This is a genomic window from Psychrobacillus faecigallinarum (assembly GCF_014836595.1).
GTDB lineage: Bacteria > Bacillota > Bacilli > Bacillales_A > Planococcaceae > Psychrobacillus > Psychrobacillus faecigallinarum.
In genome coordinates this window covers 290,994-312,358 of sequence record NZ_JACSQO010000002.1, presented here as the reverse complement: position 1 = coordinate 312,358, position 21,365 = coordinate 290,994, and the positions used below count along the sequence as shown (strand labels likewise).

Annotated in this window: 18 protein-coding genes; all 18 read right to left on the bottom strand. The window is 36.4% G+C overall.

From position 1 onward, the window contains the following. Positions 1-147: 147 nt before the first annotated feature. Positions 148-1,428: a trigger factor gene (gene tig, locus H9650_RS06215; RefSeq protein WP_144535649.1), complete on the bottom strand. Its 1,281-nt coding sequence runs from the start codon at positions 1,426-1,428 to the stop codon at positions 148-150. Positions 1,429-1,723: 295 nt separating this feature from the next. After that, a complete protein-coding gene (locus tag H9650_RS06210; RefSeq protein WP_225215945.1) occupies positions 1,724-2,893 on the bottom strand; it encodes an anhydro-N-acetylmuramic acid kinase in 1,170 nt (389 codons plus the stop codon). A gap of 44 nt (positions 2,894-2,937) precedes the next feature. Next, complete coding sequence (locus H9650_RS06205; RefSeq protein ID WP_191696812.1) at positions 2,938-3,885, bottom strand: GNAT family N-acetyltransferase; 948 nt, start codon at positions 3,883-3,885, stop codon at positions 2,938-2,940. A gap of 17 nt (positions 3,886-3,902) precedes the next feature. Continuing rightward, on the bottom strand, positions 3,903-4,871 hold the full coding sequence (locus H9650_RS06200; RefSeq protein WP_151109278.1) for an N-acetylglucosamine kinase: 969 nt from the start codon (positions 4,869-4,871) through the stop codon (positions 3,903-3,905). Positions 4,872-4,935: 64 nt separating this feature from the next. Next, positions 4,936-5,802: a MurR/RpiR family transcriptional regulator gene (locus H9650_RS06195; RefSeq protein ID WP_222123055.1), complete on the bottom strand. Its 867-nt coding sequence runs from the start codon at positions 5,800-5,802 to the stop codon at positions 4,936-4,938. A gap of 77 nt (positions 5,803-5,879) precedes the next feature. Next, complete coding sequence (locus H9650_RS06190) at positions 5,880-7,703, bottom strand: metallophosphoesterase family protein (protein ID WP_191696811.1); 1,824 nt, start codon at positions 7,701-7,703, stop codon at positions 5,880-5,882. Between the two features lie 14 nt (positions 7,704-7,717). Continuing rightward, complete coding sequence (murQ, locus tag H9650_RS06185; protein WP_151113626.1) at positions 7,718-8,638, bottom strand: N-acetylmuramic acid 6-phosphate etherase; 921 nt, start codon at positions 8,636-8,638, stop codon at positions 7,718-7,720. Positions 8,639-8,648: 10 nt separating this feature from the next. Then, positions 8,649-9,797 (bottom strand): exo-beta-N-acetylmuramidase NamZ family protein, encoded by a 1,149-nt coding sequence (locus H9650_RS06180; RefSeq protein ID WP_191696810.1) that lies wholly within the window; start codon positions 9,795-9,797, stop codon positions 8,649-8,651. Positions 9,798-9,813: 16 nt separating this feature from the next. Beyond that, positions 9,814-10,431, bottom strand: coding sequence for a YesL family protein (locus tag H9650_RS06175; RefSeq protein WP_151109274.1), 618 nt, complete (start codon positions 10,429-10,431; stop codon positions 9,814-9,816). A 55-nt stretch (positions 10,432-10,486) separates the two neighbouring features. Continuing rightward, positions 10,487-11,377: a carbohydrate ABC transporter permease gene (locus H9650_RS06170; protein ID WP_144535639.1), complete on the bottom strand. Its 891-nt coding sequence runs from the start codon at positions 11,375-11,377 to the stop codon at positions 10,487-10,489. A 12-nt stretch (positions 11,378-11,389) separates the two neighbouring features. Beyond that, positions 11,390-12,349: an ABC transporter permease gene (locus H9650_RS06165; protein ID WP_186318042.1), complete on the bottom strand. Its 960-nt coding sequence runs from the start codon at positions 12,347-12,349 to the stop codon at positions 11,390-11,392. Positions 12,350-12,434: 85 nt separating this feature from the next. Then, on the bottom strand, positions 12,435-14,036 hold the full coding sequence (locus H9650_RS06160; protein ID WP_151109272.1) for an extracellular solute-binding protein: 1,602 nt from the start codon (positions 14,034-14,036) through the stop codon (positions 12,435-12,437). A 99-nt stretch (positions 14,037-14,135) separates the two neighbouring features. Further along, on the bottom strand, positions 14,136-15,728 hold the full coding sequence (gene nagZ, locus H9650_RS06155) for a beta-N-acetylhexosaminidase (protein WP_151109270.1): 1,593 nt from the start codon (positions 15,726-15,728) through the stop codon (positions 14,136-14,138). A gap of 374 nt (positions 15,729-16,102) precedes the next feature. Continuing rightward, entirely contained in the window at positions 16,103-17,632 is a 1,530-nt protein-coding gene (locus H9650_RS06150) for a glycoside hydrolase family 10 protein (protein WP_191696809.1), read from the bottom strand. Positions 17,633-17,994: 362 nt separating this feature from the next. Next, a complete protein-coding gene (locus tag H9650_RS06145) occupies positions 17,995-18,987 on the bottom strand; it encodes a DUF3196 family protein (RefSeq protein ID WP_151109267.1) in 993 nt (330 codons plus the stop codon). Positions 18,988-19,592: 605 nt separating this feature from the next. Continuing rightward, positions 19,593-19,826: a hypothetical protein gene (locus H9650_RS06140; protein ID WP_151109265.1), complete on the bottom strand. Its 234-nt coding sequence runs from the start codon at positions 19,824-19,826 to the stop codon at positions 19,593-19,595. Between the two features lie 243 nt (positions 19,827-20,069). Beyond that, entirely contained in the window at positions 20,070-20,627 is a 558-nt protein-coding gene (locus tag H9650_RS06135) for an integrase (protein ID WP_191696808.1), read from the bottom strand. A 313-nt stretch (positions 20,628-20,940) separates the two neighbouring features. Next, complete coding sequence (locus H9650_RS06130; protein ID WP_144535633.1) at positions 20,941-21,243, bottom strand: KGG domain-containing protein; 303 nt, start codon at positions 21,241-21,243, stop codon at positions 20,941-20,943. Between the last annotated feature and the right edge of the window lie 122 nt (positions 21,244-21,365).

Sequence of the window (21,365 nt, the reverse complement as noted above, 5' to 3'; positions counted from 1 at the left end):
AATATGCAATTTAAACTACTATACCACATAACATTGGGTAACAAACAAACAACGGTAACAGCGCCATACCTTTAAAAATATGTATGTATAAAACAAGGCACAGACAGATGCTGTACCTTGTTATATATTATAACGCGTTATGTGTAATTATGAAATTTTAGCGTTTTCTACTAAGAATTCCACAGTTTTTTGGAAGCGAAGGTCATTTGCAAGAACTTCTGTACCACCAAGTGCACGTTTAATATCGTCAGCTGACATATTGAATTGTGCACTCATTTTTTCTAATTCAGCGTTGATATCTTCTTCAGACGCTTGAAGATTCTCTTTCTCAGCAATTGCTTCAAGAGTTAATGATACTTTCACACGATTTTTAGCATCTTCTGCCATTTGTCCGCGTAAAGCAGCCTCGTCTTGACCAGAGAACTGGAAGTAAAGATCTAAATTCATGCCTTGTTGCTCTAAACGTTGACCAAATTCTTGTAGCATACGATCAGTTTCTGTTTCAATCATTGCTTCTGGGATATCGATAGTAGCGTTTGCTGCAGCAGCTTCTACTAAATCATCACGTAGGTTTTGTGCTGACATTTGTTTTTTCTCTTCAGCAGTAGTTTCTTTAAGTTTAGCACGTAAAGCATCAATGCCTTCTACTTCAGCATCAATTTCTTTAGCTAGGTCGTCATTAAGCTCAGGAAGTTCTTTTCCTTTTACTTCTTTAACTGTAACTTTGAAAGTTGCTGCTTTCCCTGCTAATTCAGCTGCATGGTACTCTTCTGGGAATGTAACTTCTACATCTTTTGAATCGCCAGATTTAACTCCTACAAGTTGACCTTCAAAGCCAGGGATGAAAGAGTTAGAACCGATTTCTAATGGGTAGTCTTGACCAGCTCCACCTTCAAACGCTTCTCCGTCTACAAATCCTTCAAAGTCGATTACAGCAGTATCGCCTTCAACGATTGCATCTTCTTTTACTACTAATTCAGCTAAACGAGCTTGTTGAGCTTTTAATTGCTCTTCAATTTCTTCGTCTGTAACTGTTTCATCTACTTTAGTTACTTCAAGTCCTTTGTATTCACCAAGTGTTACCTCTGGTTTTACTACTACATTAGCAGTGAATACTAAAGGTTGACCTTTTTCCATTGATACGATGTCGATTTCTGGACGATCAACTGGGTCAATACCAGCTTCTTCAACTGCTGAAGCATATGCATGTGGAAGAATGAAATCTAATGCATCTTGGAATAAAGATTCAACTCCGTACATTTTTTCGAAAATTTGACGTGGCATTTTCCCTTTACGGAAACCAGGTGCATTAATTTGCTTTACCACTTTTTTGAAAGCTTGATCTAAACCGTTGTTTACTACATCAGCAGCAACTTCAACTGTTAAAAGACCATTATTTCCTTCTTGTTTTTCCCATTTAACTGACATTTATTCTACCTCCAATAAATAAATTACAATAATTTAGTAGCCTGTATATTAAAAGTTTGAAACTTAACAGGACAGTTTTTCACTAATTATATTGACAACCTGTATATTATAGCATAATTGACTAGACTTTCAACATTATTGATATACAAGTATGTTCGTCCGATTACCTTTCGAAAAAAGAAAGGTTATCTTATTTCCTTCATACTTTATAATCCTTTAAATCGGATAGGTATGTCAACTATAAACAAAGAAAAAATCATTCGCTAATTTCGTGAAAAAAGCTTCTTTTCTTTTTTCACCATGCAATTTTTCCCATCACAACTTCTTTTGAAGCACCAGTTGCAGATGGAAGATTGTTCGTTCTTTTCTTAAAGCATTGGTAACCCAACAGAGCAAAAATGACAGCTTCTTTAGCATCGGCAACCATTCCATACTCTTCAATTCCAACTACAGAGATATCCTTTGGAAGATATTCTTGAATACTATTAAATAGTGTTTGATTATTTCTTCCTCCACCGCTGATTAAAACTTCTTTTACATATGCAGTTTTTCCATGAGTTAAGATTTCTTTAGCTATAGTTTTTGCAGTTAACGCGGTGACAGTAGCTATTCTATCTACTTGATTAATATATAAACTCTCCGCTTCCTGCCAAAGTTTCCTAGCAAAACCCACTCCGAACATCTCTCTACCCGTACTTTTAGGGTAATTCTGTTCGAAATAAGGGTGATCAAGTAGCTTATCTAGCCACCTTTCATCCACCATACCCCTACGTGCAATATCTCCATCTCGGTCAAAGGATTCCCTACCTGCAGTTGCCCATGACACGAAAGCATCAATAATCATATTTCCAGGACCAGTATCATACGCGATAACATTTGCTGCTATAGCACCCTTAGATAAGACGGTTATATTAGATATGCCTCCAATATTAACGAGGACTCTTCCATAATTTTCTTTTGCATAAAGCATGTGGTCTGCGTATGGTACCAATGGAGCACCACTTCCTCCTACAGCCATATCACGTGTTCTAAAATCCCCAACTGCAGTTATTCCCGTACGCTCGGCCAAGACTGCTATATCACCTATTTGTAAGGTAGATATTATATCCGTTCCTTCAATTTTAATAGGATCAGGTTGATGGAAGATCGTTTGGCCATGTGAACTTACAAGTAATATATCACTGGGCGTTAATCCTGCCTGTTGAATAACAGTTAAGGTAACTTCAGAAAAAACTTCTGCTAAATACATATTCATTGCACTAATGTTCTCTATCCTAGCCAGTTCAGGTATACAAAGCTCTCCAAGCTGTTCTTTTAGCTCTCTAGAGTATGGGACAGACAAATAATTCACTAGATCTATTTGTAAATAGTCCTGAGCATCCGATATTTTAACGAGTGCTGCATCTACTCCATCCAAGGATGTTCCCGACATAAGACCTACTACATAGCTTGTTTGTCCTTCCAATTGCCTCTCTCCCCATATGAGATTTATGTGCCCATCAAAACATATTAAAGCAGCTTTCGATATGAGGTATATCCTTTCCATACCTCATAATCTAATTTACGATAAAAATCGACAAGCCCAGTCCAATCTATGACAATATTTTTAATATTTCTGCTTCGTAGAAAAGCTATAGCAGCCTCAACAATCGCAATGCCATATCCACTGCCTCGTTCCCTAGAATCAACTCCTAATGGACCGATTCCTCCTAATTCTCGGTTAAATAGAGGAGCCCAATAAACGTTTTGTGCAATCATAGGTGAAGAAGCATCATTTATTCTTGAAAAACCAATAATTTTGTTTTCTTTTTTGAGAACGATAAACTCTCGACCAGTACCTCCTCTTTGGAAATAATGAAGAGCCTCGTACTCCCATCTACCTGGGAAACAACGATGAAGAAATGCAAGGAAATGCTCTCTATCCTCAAGATTTAATAGAGAGAATTCTACGTTGTCGAAGGAAGGCAATACTTTTGTGTCCTCATCCTCATACCTACAAAGCATGTCGTACTCCTTTCCGAATGCTTGATATCCCCTCTTTTCAAACCAAGTCTCCTTACTTTGAGAAGGTACACCAGGGAAATAATGCCACGGATCTTTACCTAACAATATCTCATGCATACCAGCTGTGTGTAGAGCTTCCTCTGCATGTCTCAATAGAGCAGATCCGACCCCCTGGTTACGGTATTCATGATGAACAAGAATTACTTGTATCCATCCCGTTTTGTCTTTCATCGGGACTGACAATTCTTCCTGCCACCTTTTGCCTACAATAAATCCGATTACTCTATCCTGCTCATCGACAGCAATTCGCGAAGCCTCATGACAGACATTTTCATCATGAAAACTATTTTGTTCAAATAGCTCCTTACGCATAGGAAACTCACTACCTAGCTCTATATTCCATAAATTCACCAGTTCATCTAGCCTTTCCACATGCCACGCTATAAGTTTCATTATTTCACCTCTTCTACTTAGTTTGTTCTATTAAATGTTTCTAAAAAAAACTCATCGATGTCCACTTTTTCTTCTAAGAGAGCAGCGACCACAGCTCCACCAGCCGGCAATATTTTAGGGAAAATCATTTCCACCCTGACACCTTTTTCTTTAATGGTTTGCCCAATGGATTCCTTCAAAATGTCATATCTACTAAACAAGCCTCCTACTAAAACAACTGAAATGGCCTTGTCTCCTTGAGTGAATAATTGACTTACAACTGTAGAAATTGCTATACCAAGCTCTGCTCCATTTTTTTGTATAATCTTTTTGGCTGTTATGTCATCTTGCTGTACTGCCTCCATAACTAACATGGTTAACGAAGATATTAGCTTTTTAGGGTTTTCAGACTGATAAATATTTGGAATAATATCTGGTAATTCATCTTTGCCAAAATGCTTCGTAAGGAGTTCGCACAAGAGCGTTGGTTTAGTAATACCATCTCTTGCTTTAAATGCTTCCTCTAAAGCATCTCTACCAATTGCATAGCCGCTTCCCTGATCCCCAAATAGGTGGCCCCAGCCTCCTACACGCGCTCTTTCGAATATTTGGTTAACACCATATGTAATTGCTCCTGTCCCTGCAATTTGTACTATTCCAGGTCTACCTATAGTTCCGGAGTACAGTGCTGTAATAGCATCATGATCTATAGTAATATTTACTCCTGATGGAAAGAGGGAAAGGAGCATTATTTTCAAGGCTTCTTGATTGGAGGTATTGCCTGCTCCTGCCATGCCAGCAAATACTCGTTTTACCTGTTTGAAATCATCTGGTGCAGATTCTTTTAAATTAGTTACAAGCTTTACTAATTCTGCTTGGACAGCTTTCTTTCCTGTGCTATTTATATTGGTTCCACCAACTGTTGCTTTTGCTACTACTTCCCCCTTATATGTAGCAATAATTCCGGTTGTTTTCGTTCCTCCACCATCAATTCCTATTACATACATTTTGTCTCCACCCCTTTTTGACAATAAACAAGCCAACTCCTAGGAGAGTTAGCTATGTAATAAATTATTTTTTGGAATCCTTCGACAGAAAATTGACCGCATCTCGTGTGGCATCAAGATACTTAACAGTTTCCTCGTATTGTAGAGATGCAACTCCCATAAATAGAATATCCACCACCTGAAGCTGTCCAATTCGAGAGGAAGTAGCGCCACTACGAAATGTTGACTCTCTTGTTGCTGACGTATAAAGCTTTATATCCGCTATCTTAGAAATAACTGAGTTTCCATATTTGGTTATACTAATAATAGAAATGCCTTTTTGTTTAGCTAGCTCCAATACTTTAGCTACTTCTGCTGTTTCTCCAGAAAATGAAACAGCTACTACAACGTCTCCTTCCTCCGCTGTTGCTACTAAGGTCATCGCCAAATGAATATCTGGAAAGGCATAAGCATTCTTGTTAATCCGCAAAAACTTTTGTTGGGCATCTTGCGCAATTATATTAGAGGCTCCTACTCCAACAAAATGCACTGTATTTGCAACTTTAAGAAGTTGAATAGCCTTTTCTAGTTCTTCTGTATTTAACATTTCTGCAGTTTCACGTATCGTTTTGATACTATTATTTGTCATCTTGTCAATAATGGATAAAATAGGTTCATTGGGCTCAATATCTCTAAACCCGTGCTCTGTCGTCTTTTGCAAATCTCCTGCAATACGTAGCTTTAGGTCTTGTAAACCTTTTAAGTCTAATGATTTACATAGCCTAATGACTGCGGCTCCACTTGTAGAGCTTCTTTTACCTAATTCGATTGCCGTTAAAGAAATTGCCTCTTGAGGATGATTTAATATGTACTTTGCAATTTTTCTTTCAGAGGGCGGCAATGTGTTCACCATTTCGTTTAGCATAACTAGTCCACCGTTGGCAGATGACATAATAATCAACTCATTTCTTTATAAAATATGGCTTTTTAGCTAAGGCACTACAGCATCTTTCTTACTGATGAAGGACTTCAAGAATATGGTTTGTATTCATAACATAAACCTTCCGCTCTAATATGAAGCAACCCATAACCGATTGTATTTCCTTGGTTTTTACTTACATATCCTTTTGGCGCAGAATTACCTGTAATAATAAAACGAACTCCTCCATACTCCCACTGATCAAGCGTATGTAAATGTCCAAACAAAACTACAATGTCACTTGAGGGCACTTGTCTCTTATATTCAATTAGAATTTCTTCTAATTTCTTTGTATCTTTCCTATCCATTTCATGGGCAGTTCCAAATCGATCCTTAGTTGGAACATGTGTAAGAATGACAATTCGCTTTTCATTGTTAGATGCTAAAACTTCCTTTAAATAAGTAAACTGGGACGAATCAGATTGTGTAATACTTTGCTCTATCGCACTGTTTAATATAATAAATAGTACATTCCCATAATTGAAATGATAGGCTGGGGAACCCATGAAGTTCCGATATAGTTTTAAATTGCCTTGAAACGCCTCATGATTGCCTGCTAGAGTCAATATCGGCTTCTTTGCGTTAGCCAGCAGAAACTCTTTAAAAAGTATGTATTCCTCTTCTGTTCCTTGATCTACAAAGTCACCCATATGTATCACAAAGTCCGAGGAGACTTCCATAGAATGTCCTAGCGCAGCCTTCCCGTATTCAAGTGAATGTGTATCGGGAATAATTGCTATTGAATAGCAGTCTTCAACCTTTGGTGAATTGAGAGTTTGGATAAAAAACTCTTGCTGAAAGAGGTCCATTTCATTCCCAGCTCGATCCCTTGCATAAATTGAGAAATGATGGTTCCCATCTTCTAATCTAACGTTAGCAATTGCGTAACCCCAGCCAGTTTCTTCATCATATATAACTTGTTGCTGTCTATTGTTAATAGTGATGATAATTTCTTTTCCTTCAATCCCACTTTGATCATCTAACAGTCGAAAATTTATCCGGGGTGTGGCTGTGTACACCACGGCTGAATTGGTTGGCGTTACATTTGATAATATAGGTTTTTCAAGATCTTGACTTAAATCTACTCTATAAGTTTTCTCTAGATGTGGTACTGACCAATTACCTGCCAGATCCTTTGCATGAACACTTATAGTATAGTTCCCTTCAGGAAGATCTTGTAAAAGATAAGAAATCTTGTTCTTTTGAATGGAATGAATAACTAATTCATTGTTTACCTTCATTATAATAGAATTCAGGTCTACTCCTGACATAAAATCACTCACTACGGCAGAAAAAACAAACGAATTTGAATAGACCTTTTCTTTTTCAGGTAATATGTCACTAAATACGGGTCCAGAAAGATCCTGATCATCCACATACACAAAAAGAATTTGATCTAAATAGAACTTTCCATTAATACTGGAGTCTTTTTGGTAAATCATATTTGTTTCTACCGCATATATTTGCTCCAACCTTAATGGAAGCTTCCAGTTTTGCTCTATCTCTGCGTCTAAGTACTTCCAACCTCTCCAGCTAATGTTACCGTCTGTTAGGTTTACTACTTTTCGCTCATTGTCCCCATCTATAATAGTTGCTCGGAGCCATGGTGTTTTCCCATCACTATGTACCCACATAGCTATCTTTTTAGGTCTCTGCTCTGTCAGTAATTCCTTCTTAAACTTAATATACATGGCTCCATTCCCTGTAACCCAGCCTCCGAAGTTAAAGTTAATTTGCAAACTATGATTACCATGTTTTACGTAATCCTTACTTAGAGATAAATCATAGGAGGAGACAAAAGAACGGTTAGTGTCATAGTCACTAAGTTTGGCACAGTCAAAATCATCCAAGATTAGCTTCTTTAGTTCCTTCATCATGCTCCCTCCTCTTATGATTTCGTTCCGGCCAATTCAATTGCCTTTCGAACAAATCCATTTGCTTGTTCAATATAATCCTTAGCCGCTTTATAATCTACATTCGCTTTCATCATTACTATCGCAGGTTTTACTTCCTTATTTGTTAGTCCTAAATATTTCTCTGTCTCTTCATAAGACTGTTGAGTAATAGTTTGGATGATTCCCTTCGCTCGCTCTTCTAGCTTTTCATTACTAACTGAAACGTCCACCATTAAATTTTCATAAACCTTTCCTAGCTTGATCATTACGGTAGAGGAGATCATATTTAGGATTAACTTATGAGCAGTTGCTGCCTTCATTCTAGTAGAGCCAGTAATTACCTCTGGTCCTGTTTCTACTTCAATTTTTATAGCTGCATATTCACTTATAATGGAATTTTTGTTTGCAGTTAGACTGATGGTTTGTGCTCCAATCTGACTAGCATACTCTAATGCTCCTATCACATATGGTGTTCTGCCACTCGCTGCTATTCCCACTACTACATCACAACTAGCTAAGTTTCTTTCTATTAAATCTTCTTTACCCATTACCGGGCTATCCTCAGCGCCCTCTACAGCTTTTTCAAAAGCGTTCAATCCGCCAGCCATAATAGCTTGTACTAAATTTGGTGATGTTCCAAAGGTAGGAGGACATTCCACAGCATCTAATATTCCTAGCCTTCCACTGGTTCCTGCACCAACATAAAATAATCTTCCACCAGACTTCATGGATTCATATACAACATCTACTGCCTTTTCAATTTCCTCCAAGACTTCCTGAACACATTTAGCGACATTTAAATCCTCATCATTAATCAAGGTTAAAATGCCTTTGGTAGACATATTATCAATATTAGTCGACCTATCATTTCTCTGTTCTGTTGACAGCTTAGTTAAATTAGCCAAATCCTTCATTTTAATCATCCTAGTTATATAAGTCGTATATTTTCTTTTCCTTCTGAAATCCTTCGATAAGAGCTAGACAGTTCTCTATATATACCTCGGTGGTTCCTCCCCACACTCTGTCCCTCAGACCTTTAGTTCCAGCCAATAAATCGAAAAAGTACTTCTTTTGCTCATTTTTTATGAATGAGAAGTCAGTTGGGTACATTTCCGCTATTGTTTCTAAAAGCAATAGCCCAGTTTTCCAGGAATTCAATGTATTACGATTTACTACATGTAACTGTATGCCACTACAGATTACATCCTTATACTTTTGATACGTCGGCTTAAAAGAAACTGGCCTTGCTATAACTCCTTCTACCCCTCTATCATTAAAAGCTTTTGAAAGACTATTACCGTCAACATAAGGAGCGCCAATCCATTCAAATGGTCTCGTAGTTCCACGGCCTTCAGATAAATTGGTACCTTCTATTAAACAAGTTCCAGCGTATAAAATATTCATATCAATGTTAGTTGTATTTGGAGATGGAGGGACCCAGAACAAAGGTGTATCATCGAAGTACATCGATCTCTTCCAGCCCTCCATTGGTACAACAGTTAATTCACAATCATAGCCAAATTTGTATTTAAACAGCTGTGCAAGTTCTCCAACTGTCATGCCATGTCTGTTCGGAATCGGTAATAGTCCAACAAAGGAACGGACATCTTCTTCTACTAAATTTCCTTCCAAACGCTCCCCAGAAATAGGATTTGGTCGATCCAAAACGACAAATTGTTTTCCTTGCTCTGCACAGGCTTCCATCACATAGGCCATTGTATAAATGTATGTATAGTACCTCGAACCAATATCCTGCAAGTCAAAAACTATTACATCGATAGATTCCAGCATTTCCTTCGTCGGCTTTCTGGTTTTACCGTACAGACTGTATACAGGAAGATTAGTATATGGATCGAACGAAGACTGTACCTCTTCCCCCTCCTTGGCATCCCCACGTATACCGTGCTCTGGACCATATAAGGCTTTGAGAGAAATGCCCGGATGTTCATAAAACAAATCAATCGTAGGAGTAAGCTTTTGATTCACTCCCGTCATATTCGTAACAAGACCAATACTTTTTCCAGTAAAGCGTTTATATTCTCTGTCTAAAAAGACTTCTAATCCTAGCTTCATTTGTTTCCTCCACTATTTAGACATTTGAGGGCTCATATTTTGTAAAGGTTTTAGATGCACCCCACGTGAGGATATAGGCAGTAACACTTCCTCCAAAGAAAAAAAGTAGTGCAGGGATGGTCATGAAAGCTACATAGTGAACAAAGCCCAATATAGCAATCATTGCAATTGTAAGTACTGGATGAATAACGCCTATTACGAATGCCCATTTAATATTTTGTAAAGCATTAACATTAAAATGAACAAAAATTGGAAAAGAATATAACAACACTATCAACAACACTATATAGAGCGCAATAACCCCATAGCTTGCAACAAAATAAACCATATTTTCCTGTGCTCTTAATATTTGGAGCTCAATATATAAGAGATAGCCTACTCCAGCAAGGAGGTAGCCAAGCAAATTTGCTTTAAAAAATTCCTTGCTATACGATTTCCAGAAGGTTTGAAATATTTTAATATCTGTATCTCCCGAAACCCATTTTCTCACAACTGCAAACATGCCAGCTGTAGCAGGCATCAGCCCAAAAAAGAACAAACCTACTAATGTGAAGACAAACCATAATATGTTAACGTAAGCTAATCTCATCGCCCACAAGGAAAACTGATAGTATCCATTTACAAAACCATTCATAGTAGTCTCTCTCCCTTCATGGATGGTTTGAAGTTACTTAAGTTAAGACAATCTATTATTCTTTAATAGAACCGATTAATACACCTTGAACAAAGAATCTTTGTAAAAACGGATACACGATTAAAAGTGGTAACGAGGAAATAATAATAACGGCGTATTTTATTAATCCGCCTGTTCTCACTTGCTGGATGAGAGACTCAGTTTGCTCTCCTGAACCTTCCCCTAATTGGGCCTGATTCACTACTAAAATTTCCCGCAGTATGAGCTGAAGTGGGTATTTGTCACGGTCTGACAAGTATATTAATGCATTAAAATATTGGTTCCATAAACCAACTGCATGGAATAATGCCATAACCGCAATAATCGGCATAGAAAGTGGTAATACTATCTTGATAAACATATAAAAATCTGAGGCACCGTCTATTTTTGCAGCCTCTACTAATTGGTCAGGTATACTGCTCTGAAAGAATGTTCTAGCAACTAGAATAGACCAAGCACCAACTACTCCCGGGATTACTAATGCCCACATTGTGTCTAGCATTCCTAATGTTTTAATCACTAAATAGGTCGGGATTAAGCCACCGCTGAACATCATAGTGAATAGCACTAACCATAAAATATATTTGCTTCCCATTAATTCTTTTCGAGAAAGCGCGTATGCACATGGTAATAGTACAAACAAATGTAGGAGAGTCCCTACTGCTGTGTATAAAATTGTATTTCTATATCCTAGCCAAATAGAATCATTTTGTAATATTTTCCGATATCCTTCGAACGTGATATCTACCGGCCATAGCCACATTTTCCCTGAGCTAACCGCTAAGGGGTCGCTTATAGAAGCACTAATTACAAAAACAAGTGGATACACAATTAGGATTACAATAACTGCTAAGAAAATTTTGTTTAGCACATCAAAACCCTTGTCTGACAAACTAAATTTATTCATAGGAACCCCTCCTTACCATAAGCTATTATTACTAGTTTTTCTTGCAACATAATTGAAGGTAATTAGTAAAGCGATATTGATTAAGGAGTCAAATAAACCAATAGCTGCAGCAAAGCTATATTGACCTTCTAATAACCCTGCTTGATATACATAGGTCTGTATGACATCTGATGTTGCAGAGTTTAAGCTATTCTGCAATAGTAAGACTTTTTCAAATCCTACTGACATAAAGCTACCAATATTTAAAATAAGCAATACAATGATTGTTGGGAAAATGCCTGGTAAGTTGATATGTAATATGCGTTGAAATTTAGATGCTCCGTCGACTTCCGCTGCCTCATGTAGCTCAGGGTTAATCCCCGCCAAGGCTGCTAAATAGATTATCGAGCTCCAACCTAAAGTTTGCCATACTCCTGACCAAACAAATATATGTCGAAACCAACCTGCATCATCTAAAAAACGAATTTGGTCTCCACCAAATAGTGTTATTATTTGATTCACTAAACCATTTACTGGGTCTAAGAATATAACGATCATTCCTACTACTACCACTACAGATATAAAGTGAGGAGCATATGTAAGTGTTTGAGCCCATTTTTTAAACGCTCCATTTTTTAGTTCATTTAACGAAAGAGCTAAAATAATTGGCAAAGGAAAAAGTAGCAATTGATATAAGCTAAGTAATATAGTATTTTTGATTAATCTCCAAAAATAGTACGAATTAAAGAATCTTGTAAAGTGATCAAATCCAACCCATGGACTTCCCCAAATCCCTTGATTGGCCATAAAATTTTTAAAGGCTATTTGCAATCCATACATCGGAACATAATGAAAGATTAAAAAATATAAAAGGGCAGGAAGTAAGAAAACATAGAGTTGCCAGCTTTTCATAAAATTTCTTTTGAATTTAGCAAAACGGCTAACTTTTGGAATCACCACATGCTCCTGTAATTTTGTTTCATTTAATTGCATTTATTTACCCCCTTCTCCACTCCGTTGTTCTAGAATTGCCGAGGAAAAACATTCCTCGACAACTTTAGAAGGCTGCATATTCTTATTACTTTTTGTATCTTTCATATGCTTTTTGTTGAATCTCCATGAATTCCTTTAGTCCCATTTTTTCAATAGTTTTCACATAAGAATCCCACTCATCTAGAGAAGTTTCACCAGTAATGAATTTTGCCTGCATTTCCTGTACATATTTATTGATATCAGCTTTCAGGACATTTACTTGATCGTTTTCTTCAGCTGTGTAAGTAAAATTAGGCCAAACTTCATCAATTAGATATGGCTCAAGCTCTTTAGTAGCCTCGATATCTCCTGGTGCATTTTCAGAACCAGTGAAATAGTCATCTGTAATCATTACAGGGTGATTTCCACCTGGATTGATTAAATATTTTGCAAGCTCCTGTGTCATCGTTAAGCCATCTTTACTGTTTGTAATTTTTTCTAATAGCTTCGGTCCATCTGCAGTCTCTTCATAGGTCTCTCCTTCGATACCCATAAAGAACATCAATGCTCCTTCATCGCTATAGAAATGATCTAACCATCTAACCGTTTCAGCAGGATACTTGTTCTCACTCGTAATAGCAAAGTTCCCTAAGTCTCTTAGTGGCGACGTAACTCCTGTATATAGCTTTTCTCCATCTGGTCCAACCAATGCGTTACCTACCACGTAGTCCTTACCAATTTCCTCACCAAACAATTCTACAGGATTATAGAATTGAGTAGCTCCGTATAATTCCTCTGCTGCACCAGCCAAATATTTAGGTACGTCAATGGAATAGATGCCTTGATCAATCAAACCTTCTGAGTACAATTTATGCATATACTCTAACATTTCTTTATATTCTGGAGCAGTAGAGAAGAAACGTAGTTCACCAGCTGAGTCTGTATCTACCAATGTATGAAGTTGTCCTTTGTTTTGTATTCCGAACGCCCCTGAAATCCAATGTAGGATACGGGTCATAGAGACACTACTTAAAGGAATCTCATCGTTTTTACCATTTCCATTTAAATCTGTTTCTTTTACAGCTTTCAAATAAGCATATAGTTCATCTGTCGTTTCAGGATTTTTCATCCCTAATTGATCAAGCCAATCTTTTTTTATCCATGGTTTAGCTCCTATTAATAGAGATGTAAACTCAGGAGAATAAATAGTAGGGAAGGAATAGATTTTACCGTCTGGGAAAGTAAGTCCTTTTTTAATTTCAGGATTGGCTTCCAATACCTTGTTTAGGTTTGGTGCATACTCCTCGATTAAATCATTTAATGGGATAAACGTTCCTTGCTGACCGTATTTTTGTAAATCCCCTACGGGTATCGTCGCTGCATAAAAAACATCTGGCAATGTTCCACTTGCTAAGGCGAGATTACGCTTTTCTTCTAACCCATCAGCAGGGACTTGTTGCCATGTTATGTCCATATTTGTCATTTTTTCATATTCATTCAATATTAAAACGTCATTCCAATCATCAGCTGTAGTCGCTGACTTACCAGCAAAAATATCCAGTTTAATAGTTTCGTTGACTATTGGCATTCCTGTTTTGTTAAAGTTTTTACTGTCTGGTTCAACTTTACCTTTCGCTTCATCATCCGAACAAGCTGCTAAGGCTAAAGCTGCGATTAGAGCTAACGATACTATTTTCTTACCTCTCATTTGTGATACCCCCTAGTTTTTTTGAAATAGTTTTGTTACTACATGACCAACTATTTTGTAAACACTCTTCCCTCCTTACACTATGTATCCCTCACCCCCTTAAAGAGTCCCATTTACCGTTAAGGTAACTGGAAGGTCTCCACTAACCAAGGATTTTCCAAATATTGCTTTAGCAGCGGTTCTCAAAGCGAGATAAGTAAATTCATAGGTTGCTAAGTATGCTGCTACTTTTGGAAAGTACCTAAGATCATAAGGATTTCTCATTGCTACCCCTACCACTGGTATGCCTAATTTTAAAAGCTTTTCATATAAATCTATTTCGTAACTCTTAGATGAAACTGATAATGTGCCAATAACTATCACTTCAAATTTCTTTGCCCTTTCAATGAGCAATTTCATTTCTGTTATATTAAATGTCTCAGAAATATCATAACCCTCTACATGATCACTAATTTCCTTCATCGCATCACTAAGTGTTGCTTTTATTTCTTTCGTATCCTCTACCCCGTATATATAATGATTTACAGGATTAATAACTAATATCTTTTGATTCGTTTTCAAAGGTAATAAGCTTTCATTTTTTACAATCGTAACGCTCTCTTGAAATACTTTCTCGGCTAGCTGTCTATGTTTTTCGCTCCCTAAAGTCGCAAATGTAGCATGGAAGGGAGTAGTTTCCCATGACAAATACTTTTCCTTAAGCTTATTGAGTCGGTCAAGGGAAGCTTTAATAGTTTCTTCTTTCAACACACCTTCAGCTAACGCTCTTTTTATTTCTTTTATCGTACTTATCTGGACATCAAGTGTATGAGAGACCATTACCAAGTCTACACCTGCGTTAAGAGCCTCCACGGCACCTTTTTCAGTCCCGATAGTTTCTGAAATAGCCTTCATTTCCATACAATCTGTTGTTACCACCCCATCAAATCCTAGTTCCTCTCTCAGCAAACCATTAATAACTTTTTTGGATAAGGTAGCAGGAACATTCTCTCTATCTTCTATTGCCGGAAAATAGACATGGGCAGACATAATAGTATCTGCTCCTTCGTTAATACATTCTATAAATGGTACTAGTTCTACTTCATTTAACCTTTTTCTGTTATGACTGATAACAGGTAGCGCTAGATGAGAATCAACATTCGAATCTCCATGTCCAGGGAAATGCTTAAGAGTCGTTATTATTCCCGCTCTTTGCAATCCTTTCATCGATTTTTTCCCAAATTCAGCAACTAAGCGAGGATCCTCACCAAAAGAGCGAACTCCAATAACAGGATTATCTGGATTATTATTAACGTCTAATACAGGCGCTAAATTCCAATTTACCCCTAATTCCTTCAGTTCTTGTCCTGTTGCAAAGCTAACGTTGAAAGCGTTTTCAATATTTCTTGTAGCCCCAATAGCCATGGCCCCCGGAAATGCTGTAGTACCATTTCCCAACCGACGAACTACCCCATTCTCTTGATCCAAGCATATAAGAAGAGGATATAGGTATCCTGCTTTTTTTGCCTCTAGTTGAAGAGTAGAGGTTAAATCTAAAAGTTCATTAGGTGAACCAATATTGTGACTAAACAATATAATTCCACCAATACGATTCTCATGTATAAGTTGAATAATACTTTCTGGTACTGTCTTACCTTTAAATCCGACGATCATTAATTGCCCGACCTGAGTAGATATATCACTTTTCCCCAAATAAACACCTTCTTTTTCATAATAAAGAAATTTAATTGTTCATAATCTAATGAAATATCATTTTATCGATAAAATCTGAATATTTAATAACATAACATATTTATTTTTAAAATGAAACATAATTTTTGAATTTATATATTTTTTTCGTTTTAATATTTCAAATAAAACAAGATTGATTACTCTTTAGGTGAACGCTAGTGCGAGAAAGGACCAATAAGCCTCCACCCACTCCAATTACCATAGGAGTCTGTTTCAAGTACTAACTCCTATATTTTATTGTTAATCCACTTTCACTAAATTAGAATGACTTTTAGCTCGTTAAACAACAAAAACCTAAAGTCCTTTTTCAAGGCTTTAGGTTTTTGTTTAATCGCTTACTTTTTAATCTTTGTTTCTTCGGCATTTTTACTTTCAACACCGGTGTATGAAATAGTTGTTACGCCATAAGTGTATTGCTTATTCGTATCTATCTTTTGATCGGTGAATGTTGCAAAACCATTTTTGTCATATACAACACCAACTATATTCTTTGGATTACTATAATCACCTGCTTTATTACCTTCAAAGCGATAGATCACATATTTTCTAGCATCAATACGTTTTTTGTTGTCTATCGTAACTTGTATAGATTTTCCTTGTTTTTTGGCAGTTACTAATATAGGTTTTTTAGGCTCTGCGGGACCATTCCACGCCGTAGAAGGGGTCAAGGACTTCGTTTGATAAATTTCATTTTCAACTATATCAGCGTATCCAATCTTGTTTGCCAGAATATCTCTGAGAGTAAAATGCATCTGGCCTTTCGTCTTTCCGTTTGCTCGGTTGTCCAAAATCTGCTCTGGCAATTCATATGGATTATTCCATGCAGTATCAAAATTAGCATTTACCTTATAATCTGCCATTCCAATGTAAAGGTTGATTGGATAGCCCTCTGTCTGGCTGCTCCACCAATCCAAAAGTACAGAATAATTCGCTATAGCTAACTGTCGAGACCAGTATACCTGTGGGGTAATATAATCGATATATCCTGATTGTATCCACTCTCTACTATCAGCAAAAAGTGAATCATAGTGAGCAGACCCATTGGTATCGCTACCTTCCGGATCATCCTTGCTATTTCTCCAAATTCCTGATGGAGAAATACCAAACTGTACCCACGGCTTAATATTTTTGATGTTAATATTGATATTCTGAACAAGCTCGTTTACATTATTACGTCTCCAGTCGCCAATATCATCAAAATTACCGCCATATTGTAAATAAGTTGCTGCATCATCAAAATTTACGCCTGGATAGAAATAATCATCCATGTGAACAGCGTCTACATCGTATTTAGTAACTAGTTCTTTTACAGCGTCTATTAAGTAGCTTTGAACACCTGGAATGCCCGGATCCAAATAATATTGAGTTCCATTTTTCACCACCCATTCAGGATGAAGAGAAGCAATGTTATTTGATGCTAATTCGTCTAGTTTTTGATTTGCCATTGTAACGCGATAAGGATTAATCCAAGCATGTAATTCCATACCATGTTCATGTGCTGTATCTAGCATTATTTGCAGAGGATCATAGCCAGGGTTTGTCCCTTGTTTAGACCCAGTTATATAACGAGACCAAGGCGCCAGCTCAGATGGATATAGAGCATCTGCTGACGGCTTTACCTGAAAAACAATTGTATTAAAATTTTTTCGCTCCAACTCTTTTATTGTAGAGCGAGCCCATGATGTATAAGCAGCTTCATCCATCCCTGGCTTCAAATCAATATTTGCGACGGTAGATATCCAAGAAGCCCTCATTTCCACTTTAGGAGAAATTGTTCCCACCGCACTTCCTGTTTCTATACTTGTAAAGACTAGGGTGAACATAAGCAACACAGCAAAAAAGGTTTTAATATACCCCTTATTCATTCTTTTCCTCCTTTTTTATACTTCCTTTTTTCTTTTTTTAACTTAACCTATGATTTAAGACCTCCCTTTGAGTTAAACTTTATATAATACTAAGTTAATAGTTTGAAACCAGAAGAAAATTGCCATAAAACTAAATTTAAATATGTAAAATTATTGCATTTTATTAAATATTAGCAATAATTTGTATGTTATTTTAATCGGTAATAAAAGTCAATGTAATTTTTGTCCTTAATAAAATGTAATTTCAAATTCTTTCAAAAAAAACTCATTAATTACTACTGAATTCCAGTAATAACTAATGAGTTTTCCTATTCTTATGAAAAGATATTTTGAATAACTAAAAAAAGGATTTGAAAAAGAATTTATTTTTCAATCGAACTTTCTACTGTCTGTATAAAATCCAATAAAGGATTAGTGTTCAGATTTTCTTCCCCAAACATTATTTGTACAAACTGAATGTAAGCCGTAGCAATCTCTTCATCTTTATAGCCTTGCCAATCAAATGGAAATAAAGCATATGCATGACGATGAACAAGTTCAGTCGTAAGCATTAGCTTAGTAGGGTCTTTTTGAAGATATTCTTGGATATGCTGGTTTATCTCTTCCATTCGATCAACACCAGTATGTGGAGGTGGTGAAGAAGGAATAACCTTTTGTGATAAACCAAACTTGCTAATAGAAACTTCTTCCGTCACACCTGCACTACCTAATAGCAATAGAGCTAAGGTTTGGACTGTTGGAGATATGTCTGTACATTCTGTAATAGCTTTAATCTCAGGAATTGCTTGTAAAATATTTTTGTAAAAAGCTTGTTGCAAAATCTGTTCTTGTTCCGTGAAACTTAACTGTGTGAATGACTTTAACTCAAGTTTGTCCTTTTCGATAGGGTCAAGAGGAGCTTCATCCTCCTCTTCTAAAATATTCGTTTCGTTTGAAAGTCTATTGCTTAAATCTCTCAGCTGATGAAAATTTATCTTCCGTTCCTCTGAAAAATTATATTCCTTTAATATTCTGTTTATCACTCTATTTAACTCTCCGTACTCCTTCAAATCTAACAGGATTGTCAAATAGAGTTCAACAATTTGTTCAAATACGGGAGATTTCTCTTCTAACAAACCTTCGCATATTTCCTTCGCTTCAATTGCTCTTCTAGTTTCTAGCAAGGTAAGTACATATACACTTAAAATTATGTCGTCCAGCTCTACATATTTCTTAGCCTCATCGAAGCAAGCTGCTGCTTTCATATAATTATTCTCTTCAGCAAATGCAAGGCCGTCACTTATTAAGGTTTCCACCATTCCCGGAAACACGATCAGATTCTCATTTGTCTGGAGGTTATGTTTTTTCTTTTTCACTATGTTCAGCCGCCTTTTGTATTCTATGTATATGTTTTATTTTATACTAACTCTTACTTATGTTCTAATTACAAGATGAATTATTTGTAAAATCAGTAATTACATTCAATCTTCTATGCATAATTGCGTTAATTTCATAATTCCTATTATTATATAGAAACACGAACAATTGAGAAGAGAATAATGAAATCTAAATGCTTTCAACGAGTAAAATGTTATTGATTTGCACTTTAGGCGGACGCTTTCCATGGCGTGAGTGATAAGCCACCACCGCCCTCTACGCGCACGTTTGTGATACCTTATCTTTCTCACTCACCCCACTGGAGTCGCCGCCTGCCGCTCCAATCATCCATGGACAAAAGTTCGTGTTTTACTGGTAAAGTGCTAGTGATGAAATTAACTAAATTAAAAAGGATATTCCTAATTTTTTTTATGGAATATCCTTTAAAATCTAATTTGTTTTGCTGTCTTTTTGTCTGCTAATTGTATCATTCATCGAGATTTTTTTTATTTGCTATCTTTAGGAAGAGATTTTTCAGGAATTGTATGATTTAAATCCTGTTCTCTTGAAAGCTATTCGGCTGCCTCATATCCATATCTTCGCTTTATTTATCTGTGTTTGAGTTACTTGGATCCTGCTCCTGAAAGCTATTCGGTTGTCTCATATCTTTATCTTCGCTTTGTCCAGCTGAGTTTGAGTTACTTGGACCCTGCTCTTGAAAGCTATTTGGTTGTCTCATATCTTTATCTTCGCTTTGTTTATCTGAGTTTGAGTTACTTGGATCCTGCTCCTGAAAGCTATTCGGCTGTCTCATGTCTTTCTTCACTTGTTTGTCCATTTAAATCTCCCTCTTTTCTATATGGATTTATTATATATATTCCCTTTAATACCAGTGTGAAACCTGACCTTTTTTGAGTAATGTATAATTTGGGAGAAATAAAATATAATTGTTTTCCTTTTGGACCTACCAGCACGCAAGATAGGACGATTTAAAATAAACTATGTACTATTATGAAACTAATCAGTTTCTTATACTAATAAAAGCCATCTGCTAAACTACTATACAGATGGCCATCAATAATTATGCAATTTGTTCACTTGTTTCTTCTATAAGAAGGTTATACAGGGATTGATCTGCTTGGTATGAATCTGTATAGGTAGACAAGCTATGTTTCTTTACTTTTTCAAAATACATAGGTTCTACTATATTGTATATTTGATTGAGTTTCTCCGCATTCGACCAAGCAGTTTGCTCAAATGAGAGATTCATTTCATGTTCTTCCAGAAGTATCTCTAATAGATTTACATCATTATAGAGCTCTTTTAGAGTATGAGTTTGCTTTATGTTATATATTTCAATTGTACGGTCTAAAGTACTCATTAATGCATTGCGATCAATAGCATGACCTAATTCATGAATCGTCAATATTTTCACATATAATTCCAAAGAAATTAATGCCGGCATTTCACTTTTGGCTATAAGTAGCCTATTCATATCTACTCCAATATAGTTTCCTATAAAGTTGTAGCTCATATTAATTCCAGAATTATCTTTTCTAATTTCTATCTCCATATCTACCGCTTTTACAGTAGATTTGATCAGTTCTTCAATTCCATAGTTTATTTGAAAATCGTTCATTTAGTTATCTTTTCCCCTTACTTGAATTTTTCCAAGGACAAGTTGACCAACGACTTATACTATATAATGATAAATGCATTTTTACAATTAGTTTGCATCGATATTTCAAGTATGTGTCGTTATCCTGATATCATTTCCAAGGAAATAATAAGAAGACTCCAATGCATGATTTTACTAATGCAAGGAGGAAAATAGCTCCTATCCATAATATAAAGTTCCTGTTATAGGCATAACTAAAAAAATACCCAAGTCATTTAAGACTTGGGTATAACATAATTAATTTTGTTGTAAATTATTAATTTTAAATGGAAAGTTAATTGTTTGAGCCCCGTCGACTCGCTTCGCCGCCTTTGCGACCTGCTTCTTCTCGACTCATTTTGCCATTACTTCCATTATTACCATTGTTGCCGGAGCCGCTGCTTGCTTCTCCGCCTTTACGGCCAATCTCCTCGTAGAAATCTTGGCCATGGTTTTGAGAGGTTGCTTCTCCACCCTTTTGACCAATCTCTTCATAAAACCCGCGATCATGATTATTGGAGGTAGCTTCTCCGCCCTTACGTCCCGCTTCCTCTACTGACATGCTTCGTCCACGTTTGTTTTGGTTGTTGTTAGCCATTTCAATCATCCTCCTATAGTGTGATCATTTTAGTTATTTTTAAAGACTTCTTCTAAGGTTCATCTGTTTCAAAGGTTTAATATTCTAATTTAGTTGTTGGAGCCTCGACGACTCGCTTCGCC